Raw genomic sequence first — 15,317 nt, forward strand, 5'->3', positions numbered from 1 at the left:
AGGTTCTTCTCCGTGACATCCCCGCTTCCCCGTATCCGGCCCGCGGGCACGACGCCCCGACGGGTGCGGGACCTCGCTCTGACCTTCGGGCTCGAGGTGACGACGCCGGCGGCCGACCCCCACCAGGTGGCACGACCGTCGGCCGGTACCGACGTCGTCGTCACCTCGGTCGCGTCCGACAACCGCGTCGCCACCGACGGCGACCTCTTCGTCGCCCTGCCGGGCGCGCACGCGCACGGCGCGCGGTTTGCCGCCGACGCGGTCGCGCGCGGCGCCCGTGCCGTCCTCACCGACGCCACGGGGGCCGAGGCCCTCGCCGCCGGCCCCGACCGGCTCGACCCGGCGGTCCCCGTGCTCGTCGCGGCCGACCCGCGGGCCGTCCTCGGACCGGTGGCGGCCTGGGTCTACGGCGAGCCCGCCGAGCACCTCATGACCTTCGGCGTCACCGGCACCAACGGGAAGACGACCACCACCTACCAGCTCGACCACCTGCTGCGCGCCCTGGGCTGGACGGGCGGGCTGATCGGCACCGTCGAGATGCGCGCGGGCGACCGTGTGCTGCCGAGCCGGCTGACGACGCCCGAGGCCGCCGACCTGCAGGCGCTGCTCGCCGCGATGTGCGAGGCCGAGGTGCGCACGCTCGCGATGGAGGTGTCCTCGCACTCGCTGTCCATGCACCGCGTGGACGGCATCGAGTTCGGCGTGGTCGGATTCACCAACCTCAGCCAGGACCACCTCGACTTCCACGGCGACCTGCAGGCCTACTTCGACGCGAAGGCGTCCCTGTTCACGCCCGAGCACGCGCGCCGCGGCGTCGTGGTGGTCGACGACGTGTGGGGCGAGCGCATGGCGGCCGCCGCGCAGGTGCCCGTCGCGACGCTGCGCACCCGCCCCGCCCGCGACGGCGAGCGCGCCGTCGACTGGGCGGTCACCGACGTGACGGCGCACGGCACCGGCTCCGCGTTCACGCTGACCCACACGGACGGTCGGTCCCTGCGGACCTCCACGTCGCTGCCGGGGGAGTTCAACGTGGCGAACGCCGCGCTGGCGGTCGCGATGGTGCTGGAGGGCGGCGCGCACGTGGCTGACGTCGCCGAGGCGCTCGAGGCCGGCGACGGGCTCTCGGCCGTCGTGCCCGGCCGGATGGAGGTCGTCGGGGCAGGGGGCGCCGAGGGGGAAGGAGACCCACGCGTGATCGTGGACTTCGCGCACAACACGGACGCCCTGGAGCTGGCTCTCGCAGCGCTGCGCCCCACGACCGCCGGCCGGCTGGTCGTCGTCTTCGGCGCCACCGGCGACCGGGACAAGGGCAAGCGCCCCGCCATGGGCGCGGCCGCCGTCGCCGGCGCGGACGTCGTCGTGGTGACCGACGACGACCCCCACGGGGAGGACCCGGCCGCGGTGCGCGCGGAGGTCCTCGATGGCGCTCGGGCCGCCCGGCAGGTCGCCCACGAGGCCGGCCGCGACGTCGTCCTGAGCGAGGTCGCGCCCCGAGCGAAGGCGATCGCGGACGCCGTGCTCGACGCGGCCGCCCAGGACACGGTGCTCGTGGCGGGACGCGGCCACGAGACGATCCAGGAGGTCGCGGGCGTCGACCTCGAGCTCGACGACAGGGCAGAGGCCCGCCGGGCGCTGGTGCGCCGGCACGAAAGGACGACCGCATGATCGAGCTGACCGCCGCCGACGTCGCCGAGGCGACCGGGGGCCGGCTGCACGCCGCGCCGCAGACCGCCGTGACAGGGCCCGTCGTCGTGGACTCGCGGCGGGTCGTGGCCGGCGGGCTGTTCGTGGCGCTGCCAGGGGAGCGGGTGGACGGGCACGACTTCGCGCGGACCGCCGTCGAGGCCGGCGCGGCGCTCGTGCTCGCCGCGCGGGAGGTCGACGGCGTGCCCACGGTCGTCGTCGACGACGTGCGGGCGGCGCTCGGCGAGCTCGCCCGCGCGGTACTCGCCCGCGTGCGGGACGGGGGGGAACTGCGCGTCGTGGCCGTGACCGGCTCGGTCGGCAAGACGACGACGAAGGACCTGCTCGGACAGCTGCTCGCGGACGCGCTGCCGGACGGCGTGCGCCCCGAGGACGCCCTGGTCGTGACTGCGGGGTCGTACAACAACGAGGTGGGCCTGCCGCTCACCGTGCTGGGCGTCACCGAGGCCACCCGGTATCTCGTCCTGGAGATGGGTGCGGACGGCCCGGGCAACATCGCCGACCTCACGCGCATCGCGCCGCCCGACGTCGGCATCGTGCTGGCCGTCGGCACCGCGCACGTGGGCAAGTTCGGCTCGGTCGAGGCCATCGCGCGCACCAAGGCCGAGATGGTCACCGGCGTCCTGCCGGGCGGCACCGTGGTGCTCAACGCGGACGACCAGCGGGTGGCGACGATGGCGTCGCTCGCGACCCCGGAGCACACGGTCGTGACCTTCGGGACGATCCCGTCGGCCGACGTGCGCGCCGCCGACGTGGAGGTCGAGGCCACCAGCCGCGCCTCGTTCGCGCTCGTCGTCCGCCCCCGGAACGGGGCGGACGACGGCGCACCGGAGCCGCTGCCCGTGGCGCTGCGCCTCGTCGGCGCGCACCACGTGAGCAACGCGCTCGCGGCCGGCGCCACCGCGCTCGCGCTGGGCGTCCCCGCGGCCGAGGTGGCCGCCGGGCTGTCCCGCGCGACGCCCGTCAGCCCGCACCGGATGGCCGTGACCGAGCGGCCGGACGGCATCACCGTCATCGACGACGCGTACAACGCCAACCCCGACTCGATGCGCGCGGGCCTGCGTGCTCTCGCGGTGATCTCCGGGCGCACGCGCCGGTCCGTCGCGGTGCTCGGTGAGATGCTCGAGCTGGGCGACGACGCGCGCGCCGCGCACGACGCGATCGGCCGGCTCGTGGTGCGTTTGAACATCAAGCTGCTCGTCGTCGTCGGCGACGGGGCATACCACATCCACGAAGGTGCCCTGCAGGAGGGGTCCTGGGGAGAGGAGTCGGTCTTCGTGCCCGACCTCGAGGCCGCGCGCGCGGTGCTCGCCGAGGCACTCGAGCCCGGGGACGTCGTCCTCGTGAAGTCGTCGCTCGGGTCCGGGCTGTGGCGCCTCGGCGACGAGCTCGCCGCGGGCGGGCCGGCAGCGCCGGCCACTGACTCCGGCGTCGAGCCCGGCGTCGAGTCCGGCAGCGAGTCCAGCGTCGAGTCCGGCTCGGAGGTCGCCCCGTGATCGCGATCCTGGCCTCGGCCGGCGTCTCGCTGGTCGTCGCGCTCTTCGGCACGCCGCTGTTCATCCGGTTCCTCGTGCGCCGCAACTACGGCCAGTTCGTGCGGCAGGACGGCCCGACGGCGCACTTCACCAAGCGCGGCACCCCGACGATGGGCGGGGTCGTGATCATCGGCGCGACGCTGGTCGGCGTCGCCGCGTCGATGGCGGTGGCGGGCCGGCTGCCGAGCGCCTCGGCCCTGCTGAGCCTGTACCTCATGACGGGTCTGGGCGTGGTCGGGTTCCTCGACGACTTCACCAAGATCCGCAAGCAGCGGTCGCTCGGGCTCACCCCGAAGGCGAAGATCGTCGGCCAGGGCTTCGTGGGCATCAGCTTCGCGGTGCTGGCGCTGCAGTTCCCCAACGACAACGCCCGCACGCCCGCATCGATGCGCATCTCGTTCCTGCGCGACACCAACCTGGACCTGGCGTTCGCGGGCGCGACGGTCGGCCTGATCCTGTTCGTGGTGTGGGCCAACTTCCTCATCACGGCCTGGTCCAACGCCGTCAACCTCACCGACGGGCTGGACGGGCTCGCGACGGGTGTGTCCCTCGCCGTGTTCGGCGCCTACGTGCTGGTGAGCATCTGGCAGCTCAACCAGTCGTGCCAGCGGCTCGCCGCGGCCGGGCCCCGCTGCTACGAGGTGCGCGACCCGCAGGACCTGGCGATCGTCGCCGCGGCGATCACGGGAGCCTGCCTCGGGTTCCTGTGGTGGAACGCGAGCCCGGCGAAGATCTTCATGGGCGACACCGGGTCCTTGGCCCTGGGCGGCGCGCTGGCCGGCATCTCGATCCTGTCGCGCACGGAGCTGCTCGCGGCCATCATCGGCGGTCTGTTCGTCATCATCGTCATGTCCGACGTCATCCAGATCGGCTTCTTCAAGCTGACCGGGCGGCGCGTGTTCAAGATGGCGCCGCTGCACCACCACTTCGAGCTGTCCGGGTGGGGCGAGGTGACGATCGTCATCCGGTTCTGGCTCATCGCCGGCCTGTTCGCCGCCCTCGGGATGGGCATCTTCTACGCCGAGTGGGTGGTCACGTGACGCCGTCGCCCGACGGGCGGGGCGTCGTTCCGGGGACGGCCCCGGACGTCGATCTGGGCCGGGCGCGGGTCGTGGTCGCCGGGCTCGGCGTGAGCGGGCGAGCCGTGGTCGAGGCGCTCGCGGACCGGGTGGGCTCGCTCGTGACGGTCGACGTCCGGGCGGACGATGCCGACGTGCGCGACACCGACGACCCCGCGGTGGCCGAGCGGGTCGTCGCGGCGGCCGACCTGGTCGTCACGTCACCCGGATGGGCGCCCAGCACCCCGCTGCTGGCCGCGGCGAGGGCCGCGGGCGTCCCGGTCTGGAGCGAGGTCGAGCTGGCTTGGCGGCTGCGTGCGGACCGGGCTGATCGTGCGGACGGCTCCGGCCCGGCGCCGTGGCTCGCCGTGACCGGGACCAACGGCAAGACGACGACGGTCGAGATGCTCGCCTCGATCCTGTCCGCCGCGGGGCTGCGCGCCGTCGCGGTCGGGAACGTCGGGACGCCCGTCGTGCAGGCGGCCCAGGACCCCGGGCTCGACGTCCTCGCGGTGGAGCTGTCCAGCTTCCAGCTGCACCACACGCTCTCGACGTCGTTCGAGGCGGCGGCGGTGCTCAACGTGGCGCCCGACCACCTGGACTGGCACGGCTCGCTCGACGCGTACGCCGCCGACAAGGGGCGGATCTACGCGCGGGCGCGGGTGGCGTGCGTCTACAACGTGGCCGACCCGCGCACCGAGCGGCTCGTGCTCGACGCCGACGTGCAGGAGGGCGCCCGGGCCGTCGGGTTCACGATCGGCGCCCCCGGGCCCGGCCAGCTCGGCGTCGTGGACGACGTCCTGGTCGACCGGGCGTTCCACGCGGTGCCCGACGCCCGCGACCGGCAGGGCACCGCGGCCGAGCTCGGCACGCTCGCCGACCTGGCGCACCTCGCGCCCGCGGGCGGCGCCACGGTGCCGGCGCACGTGGTCGCCAACGCCCTGGCCGCCACCGCGCTCGCCCGCGCCCACGGGGTGCCCGCGTCCGCGGTGCGGGACGGCCTGCGGGCGTACCGGCCCGGGGCGCACCGCATCGCCCGGGTGCGCGAGCTCGACGGCGTCGCGTGGGTGGACGACTCGAAGGCGACCAACGCCCACGCGGCCGCGGCCTCGCTCGCCGCGTACGCGCCCGGCACCGTCGTGTGGGTGGCGGGCGGCCTGGCCAAGGGCGCGTCGTTCGACGAGCTCGTCGCCGACCGCGCGGACCGGCTGCGTGCCGCCGTCGTGATCGGGGCGGACCCCGAGCCGATGCGGGGGGCGCTGGCCCGACACGCCCCCGAGATCCCCGTCGTGGTGGTCGATCCCGGCGACACTGGGTCGGTGATGCGTCGCGCGGTCGCGGCAGCACGTGACGCCGCCCGTCCGGGCGACACCGTGCTGCTGGCCCCCGCCGGCGCGTCGATGGACCAGTTCGCCTCCTACGCGCAGCGCGGGGAGGCCTTCGCCACGGCCGTGGCGGAGCTGTAGGCGGCAGGGGCTCCTGCCGGGACGAGCGAGGGGGGCCGGATGGCGGTCACGACGGGCACCCCGCGAGGCTCGTCGCGCGGGCCGGGCAAGCCGAGAGCACCGGGCACGTCGAGGGGGCCCGGCAAGCCGAGGGGGCCCGGCAAGCCGAGGGGACCCGGCAAGCCGAGGGGACCCGGCACGTCGAGAGGACCCGGCACCTCGAGAGGACCCGGCACCTCGAGAGGACCAGGCGACCGGCCCTGGCTCGGACAGTGGAACTCCACGGTCACGAGCTACTACCTCATGGTCGGGGCGACGGGGCTGCTGCTCGTCATCGGGCTCGTCATGGTGCTGTCCAGCTCCGCGGTCACGTCGATCGCCGAGGGCGACTCCGCCTACGCGGCGTTCCTGGTCCAGGCGCGATACGCCCTCATCGGGCTGCCGTTCATGCTGCTGGCCGCGCGGCTGCCGGTGCGCTGGTACAAGCGCCTCGCCTGGCCGGCGATGCTCGTCGGGCTGGGGCTGCTCGTCGCGGTGCTCTTCCTCGGCAAGGACGTCAACGGCAACCGCAACTGGCTGGCGCTCGGCCCCCTCCAGTTCCAGCCCTCGGAGCTCGCCAAGCTGGCGCTCGCGGTGTGGCTGGGCGCGGTGCTCGGCCGCAAGCAGCACCTGCTGGGCAGCTGGCCGCAGGCCGTGGTGCCCGGGGTGCTCGGCCTCGGTGCGGTGCTGGGGCTCGTCATGGCCGGGCACGACCTCGGCACAGCTCTCATCCTCGCGATGCTGGGGCTCGGCGCCTACTGGGTCTCGGGGGCGCCCGCCACGATGCTCGGGCTGGGGGCGGTGAGCGCCGCGCTGTTCGTCGGATGGACGTTCATCGTCAACCAGGACAGCTCCGACCGGCTCACCCGCATCTTCGCTGCCTACGGTTCCTGCACCGACCGGCAGGGCGAGTGCTACCAGTCGATCCACGGCATGTACGGCCTGGGCACCGGCGGGCTCTTCGGCGTCGGGCTCGGCGCCAGCCGCGAGAAGTGGAAGTACCTGCCGGAGGCGCACAACGACTTCATCTTCTCGGTGATCGGGGAGGAGCTCGGGCTGCTGGGCACCCTGCTGGTGCTCGCCCTGTTCGCCGTCCTCGGCGTCGCGATGGCGCGCGTGGTGCGCCGGCACCTCGACCCGTTCGTGAAGATCACCACGGCCGCGATCGGCTGCTGGATCGTCGGGCAGGCGTTCATCAACATCGGCGTGGTCATCGGGGTGCTACCGGTGATCGGCGTGCCGCTGCCGCTGGTCTCGGCGGGCGGATCCGCGCTGGTCACCACGATGGTGGCACTGGGAGTGGTCATCAGCTTCGCGCGCAGCGAGCCGGGCGCCGCGGAGGCGCTCGCCGCCCGCCCGAGCGTCGTGCGCAGGTCCATGGCGGTGCTCGGCCGACGGCGCCGGGCGGGCTCGGGCAAGGGGGGCGGGGGCCGATAGGGTCCCGGGTGTGAAGAGATCTGCAGTCACGTCCGTCGTCCTCGCCGGGGGCGGCACCGCCGGCCACGTCAACCCGCTGCTCGCCGTCGCCGACGAGCTACGTGCACGCGAGCCCGAGGCGCGGGTCCTCGCGCTCGGCACCACCACGGGCCTGGAGGCCGAGCTCGTCCCGGCGCGCGGCTACCGGCTGTGGCCCGTGCCCCGCGTGCCGCTGCCCCGCCGCCCGAGCGTCGACCTGCTGCGCCTCCCGGGCCGGCTGACGGCGGCCGTGCGGGCCGCCGAGGCGGCGATCGACGAGATCGGCGCCGAGGTGGTCGTCGGCTTCGGCGGGTATGTCTCCACCCCGGCGTACCTCGCTGCCCGGCGCCGCGGCATCCCCGTGGTGGTTCACGAGCAGAACGCGCGCCCGGGCCTGGCGAACAAGCTCGGCGCCCGGTGGGCCGCGCGCGTGGGCGCGACCTTCCCCGGCACGCCGCTGCCGGGAGCCCAGATGGTCGGCCTGCCGCTGCGGGCGGAGATCGCGGACCTGATCACGCGGCGCGAGGCCGACCCCGTGGCGGCGCGGGTGCAGGCCGCGGACGCGCTGGGCCTGGACGCCGCGCTGCCGACGCTCGTCGTCACCGGTGGCTCGTCGGGTGCGGTGTCGGTCAACGCGGCGCTCGCGGGATCGGTGGACGCCCTGCTGGCCAGCGGGATCCAGGTGCTGCACCTCACCGGCAAGGGCAAGGACGGCCCCGTGCGGGCGGCGGTCGAGGCCGCCACCGCGGCGGGCGGGCACGAGGCGGCGCGTTACCAGGTGCGGGAGTACCTGTCCGAGATGCACCTGGCGCTCGCCGCCGCGGACCTCGTCGTGGGTCGGGCCGGCGCGGGCACGGTGTGCGAACTCGCCGCGCTGGGTGTCCCGGCCGTCTACGTGCCGCTGCCCTATGGCAACGGGGAGCAGCGGCTCAACGCCACGCCCCTCGTGGAGGACGGGGGTGGGGTGCTGGTCAACGACGCGGACCTCAGCCCGGCGTGGGTCGCGCAGCACGTGCCCGCGCTGCTCGCCGACCGGGCCCGGCTCGAGGCCATGTCGTCCGCGGCGCGGGCGTCCGGCGTCCGCGACGGCGCCGCCCGGGTGGCGGATCTCGTGGCCGAGGCCGTCGCCGAGGCGGGCACCCGCCCCGACTCCGAGCAGCAGGCATGAGCGGGACGGGACCCGCGACGCCGGCCCCCGAGCCGCCCCCGGCGCTGCCGGTGGAGTCCCTCGGCCGGGTGCACCTGATCGGCGTGGGCGGCGCGGGCGTCTCCGTCGTGGCGCGGCTGCTGGCCGCCCGCGGCGCCGACGTCCAGGGCTCCGACGCCGCCGACGGCCCGGCGCTCGAGGCGCTGCGCGCCGACGGCGTGCGAGTCTGGGTCGGGCACGACGCGGCGCACGTCGTGGGCACGGACGGCGCGCCGCTCGTCGACACCGTCGTCGTATCGTCGGCCGTCCGGGACACCAACCCGGAGCTGGCAGCCGCCCGCGGCGCGGGGGTGCGCGTGCTGCACCGCTCGCAGGCCCTCGCCTCCCTGATGCTCGAGCGCCGCGCGGTGGCCGTCGCCGGGGCCCACGGCAAGACGACCACCTCGGCGATGGTCGCCACCGTGCTGAGGGCCTGCGGGGTCGACGCCTCGTTCGCGATCGGCGGCACGGTGCGTGTGCGGGACGACGCCGGCCGTGAGACCGCCGTCCCGGGCGGCCACCTCGGCAGCTCCGACGTGCTGGTCGCCGAGGCGGACGAGTCCGACGGCTCGTTCCTCAACTACGCCCCCACGGTGGCCGTCGTGACCAACGTCGAGCCGGACCACCTCGACCATTACGGCTCGCAGGAGGCGTTCGAGCAGGCCTTCGTCCGGTTCGCGGCACGGATCGTCCCGGGAGGCACGCTCGTGGCGTGCGTCGACGACGCCGGCTCGGCGGCGCTCGCCGCGGCCCACCGTGCGGCGGGCCACGCCGTCGTCACCTACGGGCAGGCCGAAGGGGCCGACGTCCGGGTCCGCGACGTCGTCGTCGGCGCCGGGACCGTGGCGGCCGTCGTGTCCGGCGGCCCGCTGGGCGCCGATCCGCGTGACCTGCGGCTTGCCGTGCCGGGGGCGCACAACGCGCTCAACGCCACGGCCGCCGTCGTCACGGCAGCGCTGCTGGGCGTCGAGCCGGGCGACGCGGTGGCCGGCGCGGCGACGTTCGTCGGGACCGGGCGGCGGTTCGAGCCCAAGGGCGAGGCCGACGGCGTGCGGGTGGTGGACAGCTACGACCACCACCCGACCGAGGTCGCGGCCTTGCTGCGCGCGGCGCGGCCCGTGGCGGGCGACGGGCGCATCGTCGTGCTGTTCCAGCCGCACCTGTACTCGCGCACGCGCATCTTTGCCGAGCGGTTCGCCGCTGCGCTCGCGCTCGCGGACGAGGTCGTGGTCACAGGGATCTACCGGGCGCGCGAGGACGTCGACCCGGCCGTGGGCCCCCGCACGATCACGGACCTGCTCGAGCGGACGGAGTCCGGCGGGGGAGTGCGCGCCGTGGAGGACCGCGACGAGGCCGCGCACGTGGCCGCGGCGCTCGCTCGCCCGGGTGACCTGGTGCTGACGGTCGGTGCGGGCGACGTGACCGAGCTCGGGCCGGTGATCCTCGCGGACCTCGCCGCACGGGCCACCGGCGTGGCGTCGCCGACCAGCGCTCCCGGCGACGCGAACATGGGGTGATGCGACCGCCAGCCCGCCCGCGCCCGACGCCTCGCGCGACCCCATCGGGTCCTGCGACGGGCGCCACGAGGTCGGCGGCACGGGCGGCCTCGACCGCGACGGCACCGACCGCGACGGCACCGACCGCGACGGCACCGACCCCGAGGGCACCGACCCCGAGGGCACCGACCCCGAGGGCACCGACCCCGACGACGAGGAAGAAGGCCCCCGCGTCCTCGAAGTCTTCCGGGACGACCGCCGTCGTGCCGGCCGGACAGGCGGTTCCCCCGCGGGTGTCGACGGCGATGGCCGACCGGCTCGCGGAGCGCACCGCGATGCGTCGGCACCGCGCCTGGCGACGGGTGGCCGCCGGGGTGCTGTCCGTGGCGGTGGTGGTCGGGCTCGCGGTGGCGGCGTTCTGGTCCCCGGTCCTGGCCCTCGAGAAGGGCGACGTCTCCGTCTCCGGGGCGGACGAGTACATCGACGAGGACGCGGTGCGCGAGATCGTCGAGGCCCCCGGCGGCACGCCCCTGCCGCGGCTCGACACCGTCGCGCTGCGCGAGCAGGTCCTCGACGTCCGCGGCGTGAAGGACGTACGGATCTCGCGTGCCTGGCCGCACGGCCTGGTCGTGTCGCTCACGCCGCGCGTCCCCGTGGCCGCCGTCCCGGACGGCGACGAGCTCGCACTGCTGGACTCGGCGGGCGTCCGCGTCGCGACGCGCGACGCGGCTCCCCGCGGGTTGCCGCAGGTGGACGTGCCGGTGGACGACGGGCGGGCACTGCAGGCCGCGCTGCACGTGCTCGCGGCCCTGCCGGCAGGACTCTCCGACAAGGTCGAGCAGGTGAGTGCGGACACGCAGGACGCGGTGGAGACGGTGCTGGAGGACGGCACCACGATCCGCTGGGGCGGTAGCTCGGACCTGCCCCTCAAGGTCGAGGCGGTGCGCACCCTGCGCAAGCTGGACGGCGAGGCGCGCACCATCGACGTGTCGTCGCCCGAGCTCCCGGTGACCCGGTGAACCGGTGACCGGGCCGGCGCGGGACCGGGCGGGTCGAGCACCCGGGTGCGGGCACCACAAGTACCGGGTGCGTGCGACACGCCGAGAGACGTCCGGCGTCGTGCCTGACACGACGCCTACCGTCGATCGCAGCAGCAGCCTGACATAACTCTAACCCTCAACTCGAACCTTAAGGTGAGACCCTACGGGTCGACGAGGGGGAACGAGACCGGACGTCGGGACAAGGAACGACCCGAGAGGCAACGACGTGGCAACTCCGCAGAACTACCTGGCAGTGATCAAGGTGGTCGGTATCGGCGGTGGCGGCGTGAACGCCGTGAACCGCATGATCGAGGTCGGGCTCAAGGGTGTCGAGTTCATCGCCATCAACACCGACGCGCAGGCGCTGCTGATGTCGGACGCCGACGTCAAGCTCGACGTCGGCCGCGAGCTCACTCGTGGCCTGGGCGCCGGCGCCGACCCCGAGGTCGGCAAGAGGGCGGCCGAGGACCACGCCGAGGAGATCGAGGACGTCCTGCGGGGCGCCGACATGGTCTTCGTGACGGCGGGCGAGGGCGGCGGCACCGGCACCGGCGGCGCACCCGTGGTGGCGCGCATCGCGCGCTCGCTCGGCGCGCTGACGGTGGGCGTCGTGACACGTCCGTTCACCTTCGAGGGGCGGCGCCGCTCCGTGCAGGCCGAGCAGGGGATCGAGGCGCTCCGCGAGGAGGTCGACACCCTGATCGTCATCCCCAACGACCGGCTCCTGTCGATGTCCGACAAGAGCGTCTCGGCGATCGCGGCGTTCCACTCCGCGGACCAGGTGCTGCACTCGGGCGTCCAGGGCATCACGGACCTCATCACCACACCGGGGCTGATCAACCTCGACTTCGCGGACGTCAAGTCCGTCATGCAGGGGGCGGGCTCGGCGCTGATGGGCATCGGTTCGGCGCGGGGCGAGGACCGGGCCATCCAGGCGGCCGAGCTGGCGATCTCGTCGCCGCTGCTCGAGGCGTCGATCGACGGGGCGCACGGCGTCCTTCTGTCGATCCAGGGCGGCAGCGACATCGGGCTCTTCGAGGTGCACGAGGCCGCACGCCTGGTCCAGGAGGCCGCGCACTCCGAGGCGAACATCATCTTCGGCACCGTCATCGACGACGCACTCGGCGACGAGGTGCGGGTGACGGTCATCGCGGCCGGCTTCGACGGTGGGGTCCCGCAGACCCGCAAGGACGGGCGCGGCCTCGGGCAGATCGCGGGGGCTTCCCCGAAGCCCGCCACGCCGGGGCTGCCCGGGCAGGGCGGCCCGGCGACCACGCCCGTGCCGCAGCCCGATGCGGCGCGTACCGCCCAGGGGGCCAACCCGGCGGTGGGCCAGCCGCGTCCCATCCCGGCCGAGCCGGACGACGTGCCCGTGAGCCTCGACGCGCCCCCGGCCCCGCCGGTCCCGGTGGCGTCGGCGGACCCCCGGCGGCCGTTCACGGTGGTCGAGGACGCCGAGGGCGAGGGGGTCACCGTCGAGCGTCCGGTCGAGGTGCCCCGGCTGTTCGACGAGCCGCGCCGCCCGGCCGAGGAGCTCGACGTGCCCGACTTCCTCAAGTGAGCCAGGAGTGAGCGGAAGGCTCGACGGCATGGTCGGCTGGGCTCAGGAGGCGCTGTTGCCGGCACAGTTCGGTGCGGGGCTGCTGCGGGTGGACCTCGGGGAGGGCGTCGTGGCGGGCTTCACGACGCGCCACGGCGGGGTGTCCCCGGCGCCGTGGTCCTCGCTCGACCTGGGCATGTCGACCGGTGACGACCCCGTGCGGGTCCGGGCGAACCGGGCGCGGCTCGGGGAATGGATCAGGGCTCCGGTCGCGTTCGCCGCGCAGGTGCACGGCGACCAGGTGCTGAGCCTGGGGGCACCCGAGCATGCCGAGTGGTCGTCGTCCGAGCCGCCGGCCTCGGCGGGGGAGGCCGACGCGATGGTCACCGCGGAGGCCGGCCTCGGCCTCGGGGTCCTCGTCGCCGACTGCGTGCCCGTCGTGCTGGCCGACCCGGTGGCGCGCGTGGTGGCCGGCGCGCACGCCGGGCGCAAGGGCGTCGCAGCGGGCGTCGTGCACCGCGTCCTCGACGCGATGGTCGCCCGCGGCGCCCGCGTCGAGGACGTTCGCGCGGCCGTCGGCCCGGCGGTCTGCGGCACCTGCTACGAGGTGCCGGCACTGATGCGTGCCGAGGTCAGCGCCGTCGTCCCCGAGACCTGGTCGACCACGACCGCGGGCACGCCGGCACTCGACCTCCCCGCGGGGGTGCTGGCGCAGCTCGCTGCCCGCGGCGTCCCGGCCGTGCGGGTGGACCGGTGCACGCTCACGGATCCCGACCTCTACTCCCACCGTCGCGCCACCGCCCGCGGTGCGACGACGGGGCGTCAGGCGGGCGTCGTCGTCCTCGTGTGACCTGGAGTGCCGTCCGGAGCGGCGCCCTGCGTGGAGCGGGACACACCCGGCGTGTCGTGCGGCCCCGCGTGGACGGGCGTGGTTAACGTCGTGACACCGTCCGGGACGGAGGACGGTACGTGGCGACGAACGGAGCAGGGCGATGGGCGGAGCGCTTCGCAAGACGATGTTGTACCTGGGGCTCGCCGACGACCAGGGTGAGTCGGAGGAGTACCTCGACGAGTACGAGGAGCAGGAGGCACCGGTGCGCGACCGTGACGACTACCAGGCGCAGGTCACCCCTCTGCATCGGGGCGGCGCAGGCGAGTCCGTCGTCGCCTCCGACCTGCGGCGGATCACGACCATCCACCCGCGTTCGTACAACGACGCGCGCACCATCGGCGAGGCGTTCCGTGGTGGTACGCCCGTGATCATGAACCTGTCCGACATGGACGACGCCGATGCCAAGCGCCTGGTCGACTTCTCGGCCGGCCTGATCTTCGGGCTCCGTGGCTCGATCGAGCGCGTGACCAACAAGGTGTTCCTGCTGTCTCCCGAGCACGTCGAGATCGCGGGGGAGGAGCGCCGCCCTCCGGAGAAGCCCACCGCCGGCCGGGGCGCCTTCTACAACCAGAGCTGACCGCGTTCCGACGCGCACGACCGGCCGGGGCAGCCCGTGCCCGGCCCGGGGCCGTCCGCCCCTCCGGTAGGTTCGACCTGTGAGCCTCGTCTTCAACCTGGTCTACGTCGTCCTCTGGCTGTTCCTGCTGTGCCTGATCGTGCGCCTCGTCTTCGACTGGGTCCAGTTCTTCGCCCGGGACTGGCGCCCGAAGGGTGTCCTCCTGGTCGTCGCCGAGGGGGTCTACACCGTCACGGACCCCCCGCTACGGTTTCTGCGCCGCCTCATCCCGCCCCTGACGCTGGGCCAGATCCGCCTGGACCTCGCGTTCCTCGTGCTCTTCCTCGGGGTGTCGATCCTCATGCGGGTCTTCTCGTCCCTCGCGAGCCGCTGAGCGGTCGGCCCCGACCTCGACCCCTTTGGCACGCCCACGGCGGCAGGTGTGAAGACGTCGTGTGGGCGGGACGCACCGGCCCCCTCGAGCGGGTCGTCCGTGGACGCGTCCGCTACCGTGGTCATCCAGACGACCCGGTACGGGGTCCCCCGACTACTGTTGCAACCGCAATGAGGTGAGACGATGGCGCTGCTGACGGCAGAGGACATCCTGAACAAGAAGTTCTCCGCGACAAAGTTCCGTGAGGGCTACGACGTCGAAGAGGTCGACGACTTCCTCGATGAGGTCGTCCGGACCCTCACGGCGGTCCAGGAGGAGAACGACGACCTGCGCTCCAAGCTCACGGCTGCGGAGCACCGCGTCGGCGAGCTGAGCCGCTCGGACGCGGCGCAGCAGGCGCACCCCACGCCCACCCCGGCTCCCGCGCCGACCCCGGCGCCGGTCGCCGCGGCGGCGCAGCAGCAGCCGGCGGAGCCGGAGTCCGCGACCGGGATGCTCCAGCTGGCCCAGAAGCTGCACGACGACTACGTGCGGTCCGGCCAGGAGGAGGGCGACCGGCTCATCTCCGAGGCCAAGTCCGAGGGCTCGCGCATCGTCCGCGAGGCGGAGGAGACGAGCCACCGCACGCTCTCGCAGCTGGAGCAGGAGCGGTCGCTGCTCGAGCGCAAGATCGACGAGCTGCGGCTCTTCGAGCGGGACTACCGGACGCGCCTCAAGAGCTTCCTGCAGAACCTGCTGGGCGACCTCGACGCCCGGGGTTCGGCGCTGCCGCCCCAGCAGCGGCAGAACGCCGCCGCCGGCCGTAGCTCGGAGCTCTGAGCGGGGGGCCGTCACCCCGCGCATCCCGCTCCGTCTTCCCTCTGTCGCGCCGAGCGGCCCGCACGACCTCACGCGCCTCACCGCGCGTGCTGTTGTGCGGGCCGCTCGGCGCCCTTACGCTGCGTTGACTCGTCGTCGACGCACCAACGAAAGGGCAC

At 74.6% G+C, this 15,317-nt stretch carries 13 protein-coding genes; all 13 read left to right on the forward strand.

Annotated features, from left to right (window positions below; genetic code table 11):
* Positions 1-12 precede the first annotated feature (12 nt).
* The 13 genes from AC1C2V_RS14700 (at position 13) to AC1C2V_RS14760 (ending at position 15,159) form a co-directional block, all read left to right on the forward strand.
* Complete coding sequence (locus AC1C2V_RS14700) at positions 13-1,665, forward strand: UDP-N-acetylmuramoyl-L-alanyl-D-glutamate--2,6-diaminopimelate ligase (protein WP_495390366.1); 1,653 nt, start codon at positions 13-15, stop codon at positions 1,663-1,665.
* Positions 1,662-3,200 (forward strand): UDP-N-acetylmuramoyl-tripeptide--D-alanyl-D-alanine ligase, encoded by a 1,539-nt coding sequence (locus AC1C2V_RS14705; RefSeq protein ID WP_495390367.1) that lies wholly within the window; start codon positions 1,662-1,664, stop codon positions 3,198-3,200. The genes AC1C2V_RS14700 and AC1C2V_RS14705 overlap by 4 nt, the downstream gene beginning before the upstream one ends.
* Positions 3,197-4,279 carry a phospho-N-acetylmuramoyl-pentapeptide-transferase gene (gene mraY, locus AC1C2V_RS14710; protein WP_495390368.1) on the forward strand — a complete coding sequence of 361 codons (1,083 nt, stop codon included), beginning with the start codon at positions 3,197-3,199 and terminating at the stop codon, positions 4,277-4,279. Before AC1C2V_RS14705 ends, mraY begins: the two co-directional genes overlap by 4 nt.
* On the forward strand, positions 4,276-5,763 hold the full coding sequence (gene murD / locus AC1C2V_RS14715; protein WP_495390369.1) for a UDP-N-acetylmuramoyl-L-alanine--D-glutamate ligase: 1,488 nt from the start codon (positions 4,276-4,278) through the stop codon (positions 5,761-5,763). Before mraY ends, murD begins: the two co-directional genes overlap by 4 nt.
* A gap of 282 nt (positions 5,764-6,045) precedes the next feature.
* Positions 6,046-7,218: a putative lipid II flippase FtsW gene (gene ftsW, locus AC1C2V_RS14720; RefSeq protein ID WP_495390370.1), complete on the forward strand. Its 1,173-nt coding sequence runs from the start codon at positions 6,046-6,048 to the stop codon at positions 7,216-7,218.
* Positions 7,219-7,228: 10 nt separating this feature from the next.
* A complete protein-coding gene (gene murG, locus AC1C2V_RS14725) occupies positions 7,229-8,404 on the forward strand; it encodes an undecaprenyldiphospho-muramoylpentapeptide beta-N-acetylglucosaminyltransferase (RefSeq protein WP_495390371.1) in 1,176 nt (391 codons plus the stop codon).
* Entirely contained in the window at positions 8,401-9,939 is a 1,539-nt protein-coding gene (gene murC / locus AC1C2V_RS14730) for a UDP-N-acetylmuramate--L-alanine ligase (RefSeq protein ID WP_495390372.1), read from the forward strand. Before murG ends, murC begins: the two co-directional genes overlap by 4 nt.
* Positions 9,940-10,181: 242 nt before the next feature.
* Positions 10,182-10,937, forward strand: a complete 756-nt coding sequence (locus tag AC1C2V_RS14735) for a cell division protein FtsQ/DivIB (protein WP_495390373.1) — start codon at positions 10,182-10,184, stop codon at positions 10,935-10,937.
* Positions 10,938-11,184: 247 nt separating this feature from the next.
* Positions 11,185-12,519, forward strand: a complete 1,335-nt coding sequence (gene ftsZ / locus AC1C2V_RS14740; RefSeq protein WP_495390374.1) for a cell division protein FtsZ — start codon at positions 11,185-11,187, stop codon at positions 12,517-12,519.
* A gap of 7 nt (positions 12,520-12,526) precedes the next feature.
* On the forward strand, positions 12,527-13,348 hold the full coding sequence (locus AC1C2V_RS14745; protein WP_495390375.1) for a purine nucleoside phosphorylase YfiH/LACC1 family protein: 822 nt from the start codon (positions 12,527-12,529) through the stop codon (positions 13,346-13,348).
* 142 nt (positions 13,349-13,490) lie between these two features.
* The gene (locus AC1C2V_RS14750; protein WP_495390376.1) at positions 13,491-13,967 is read left to right on the forward strand and encodes a cell division protein SepF; all 477 of its coding nucleotides are present in this window, start codon (positions 13,491-13,493) and stop codon (positions 13,965-13,967) included.
* Between the two features lie 79 nt (positions 13,968-14,046).
* Positions 14,047-14,340 carry a YggT family protein gene (locus tag AC1C2V_RS14755; protein WP_495390377.1) on the forward strand — a complete coding sequence of 98 codons (294 nt, stop codon included), beginning with the start codon at positions 14,047-14,049 and terminating at the stop codon, positions 14,338-14,340.
* A 183-nt stretch (positions 14,341-14,523) separates the two neighbouring features.
* Complete coding sequence (locus AC1C2V_RS14760; RefSeq protein WP_495390378.1) at positions 14,524-15,159, forward strand: DivIVA domain-containing protein; 636 nt, start codon at positions 14,524-14,526, stop codon at positions 15,157-15,159.
* The last annotated feature ends 158 nt before the right edge of the window (positions 15,160-15,317 follow it).

It is taken from the genome of Isoptericola sp. Y541, assembly GCF_059445465.1.

Excerpts from the sequence above, each read along its gene's own strand:
- AC1C2V_RS14705 (WP_495390367.1), top strand. The coding sequence starts at position 1,662 with ATGATCGAGCTGACCGCCGCCGACGTCGCCGAGGCGACCGGGGGCCGG.
- ftsW (WP_495390370.1), top strand. The coding sequence starts at position 6,046 with ATGGTCGGGGCGACGGGGCTGCTGCTCGTCATCGGGCTCGTCATGGTG.
- murC (WP_495390372.1), top strand. The coding sequence starts at position 8,401 with ATGAGCGGGACGGGACCCGCGACGCCGGCCCCCGAGCCGCCCCCGGCG.
- AC1C2V_RS14750 (WP_495390376.1), top strand. The coding sequence starts at position 13,491 with ATGGGCGGAGCGCTTCGCAAGACGATGTTGTACCTGGGGCTCGCCGAC.
- AC1C2V_RS14760 (WP_495390378.1), top strand. The coding sequence starts at position 14,524 with ATGGCGCTGCTGACGGCAGAGGACATCCTGAACAAGAAGTTCTCCGCG.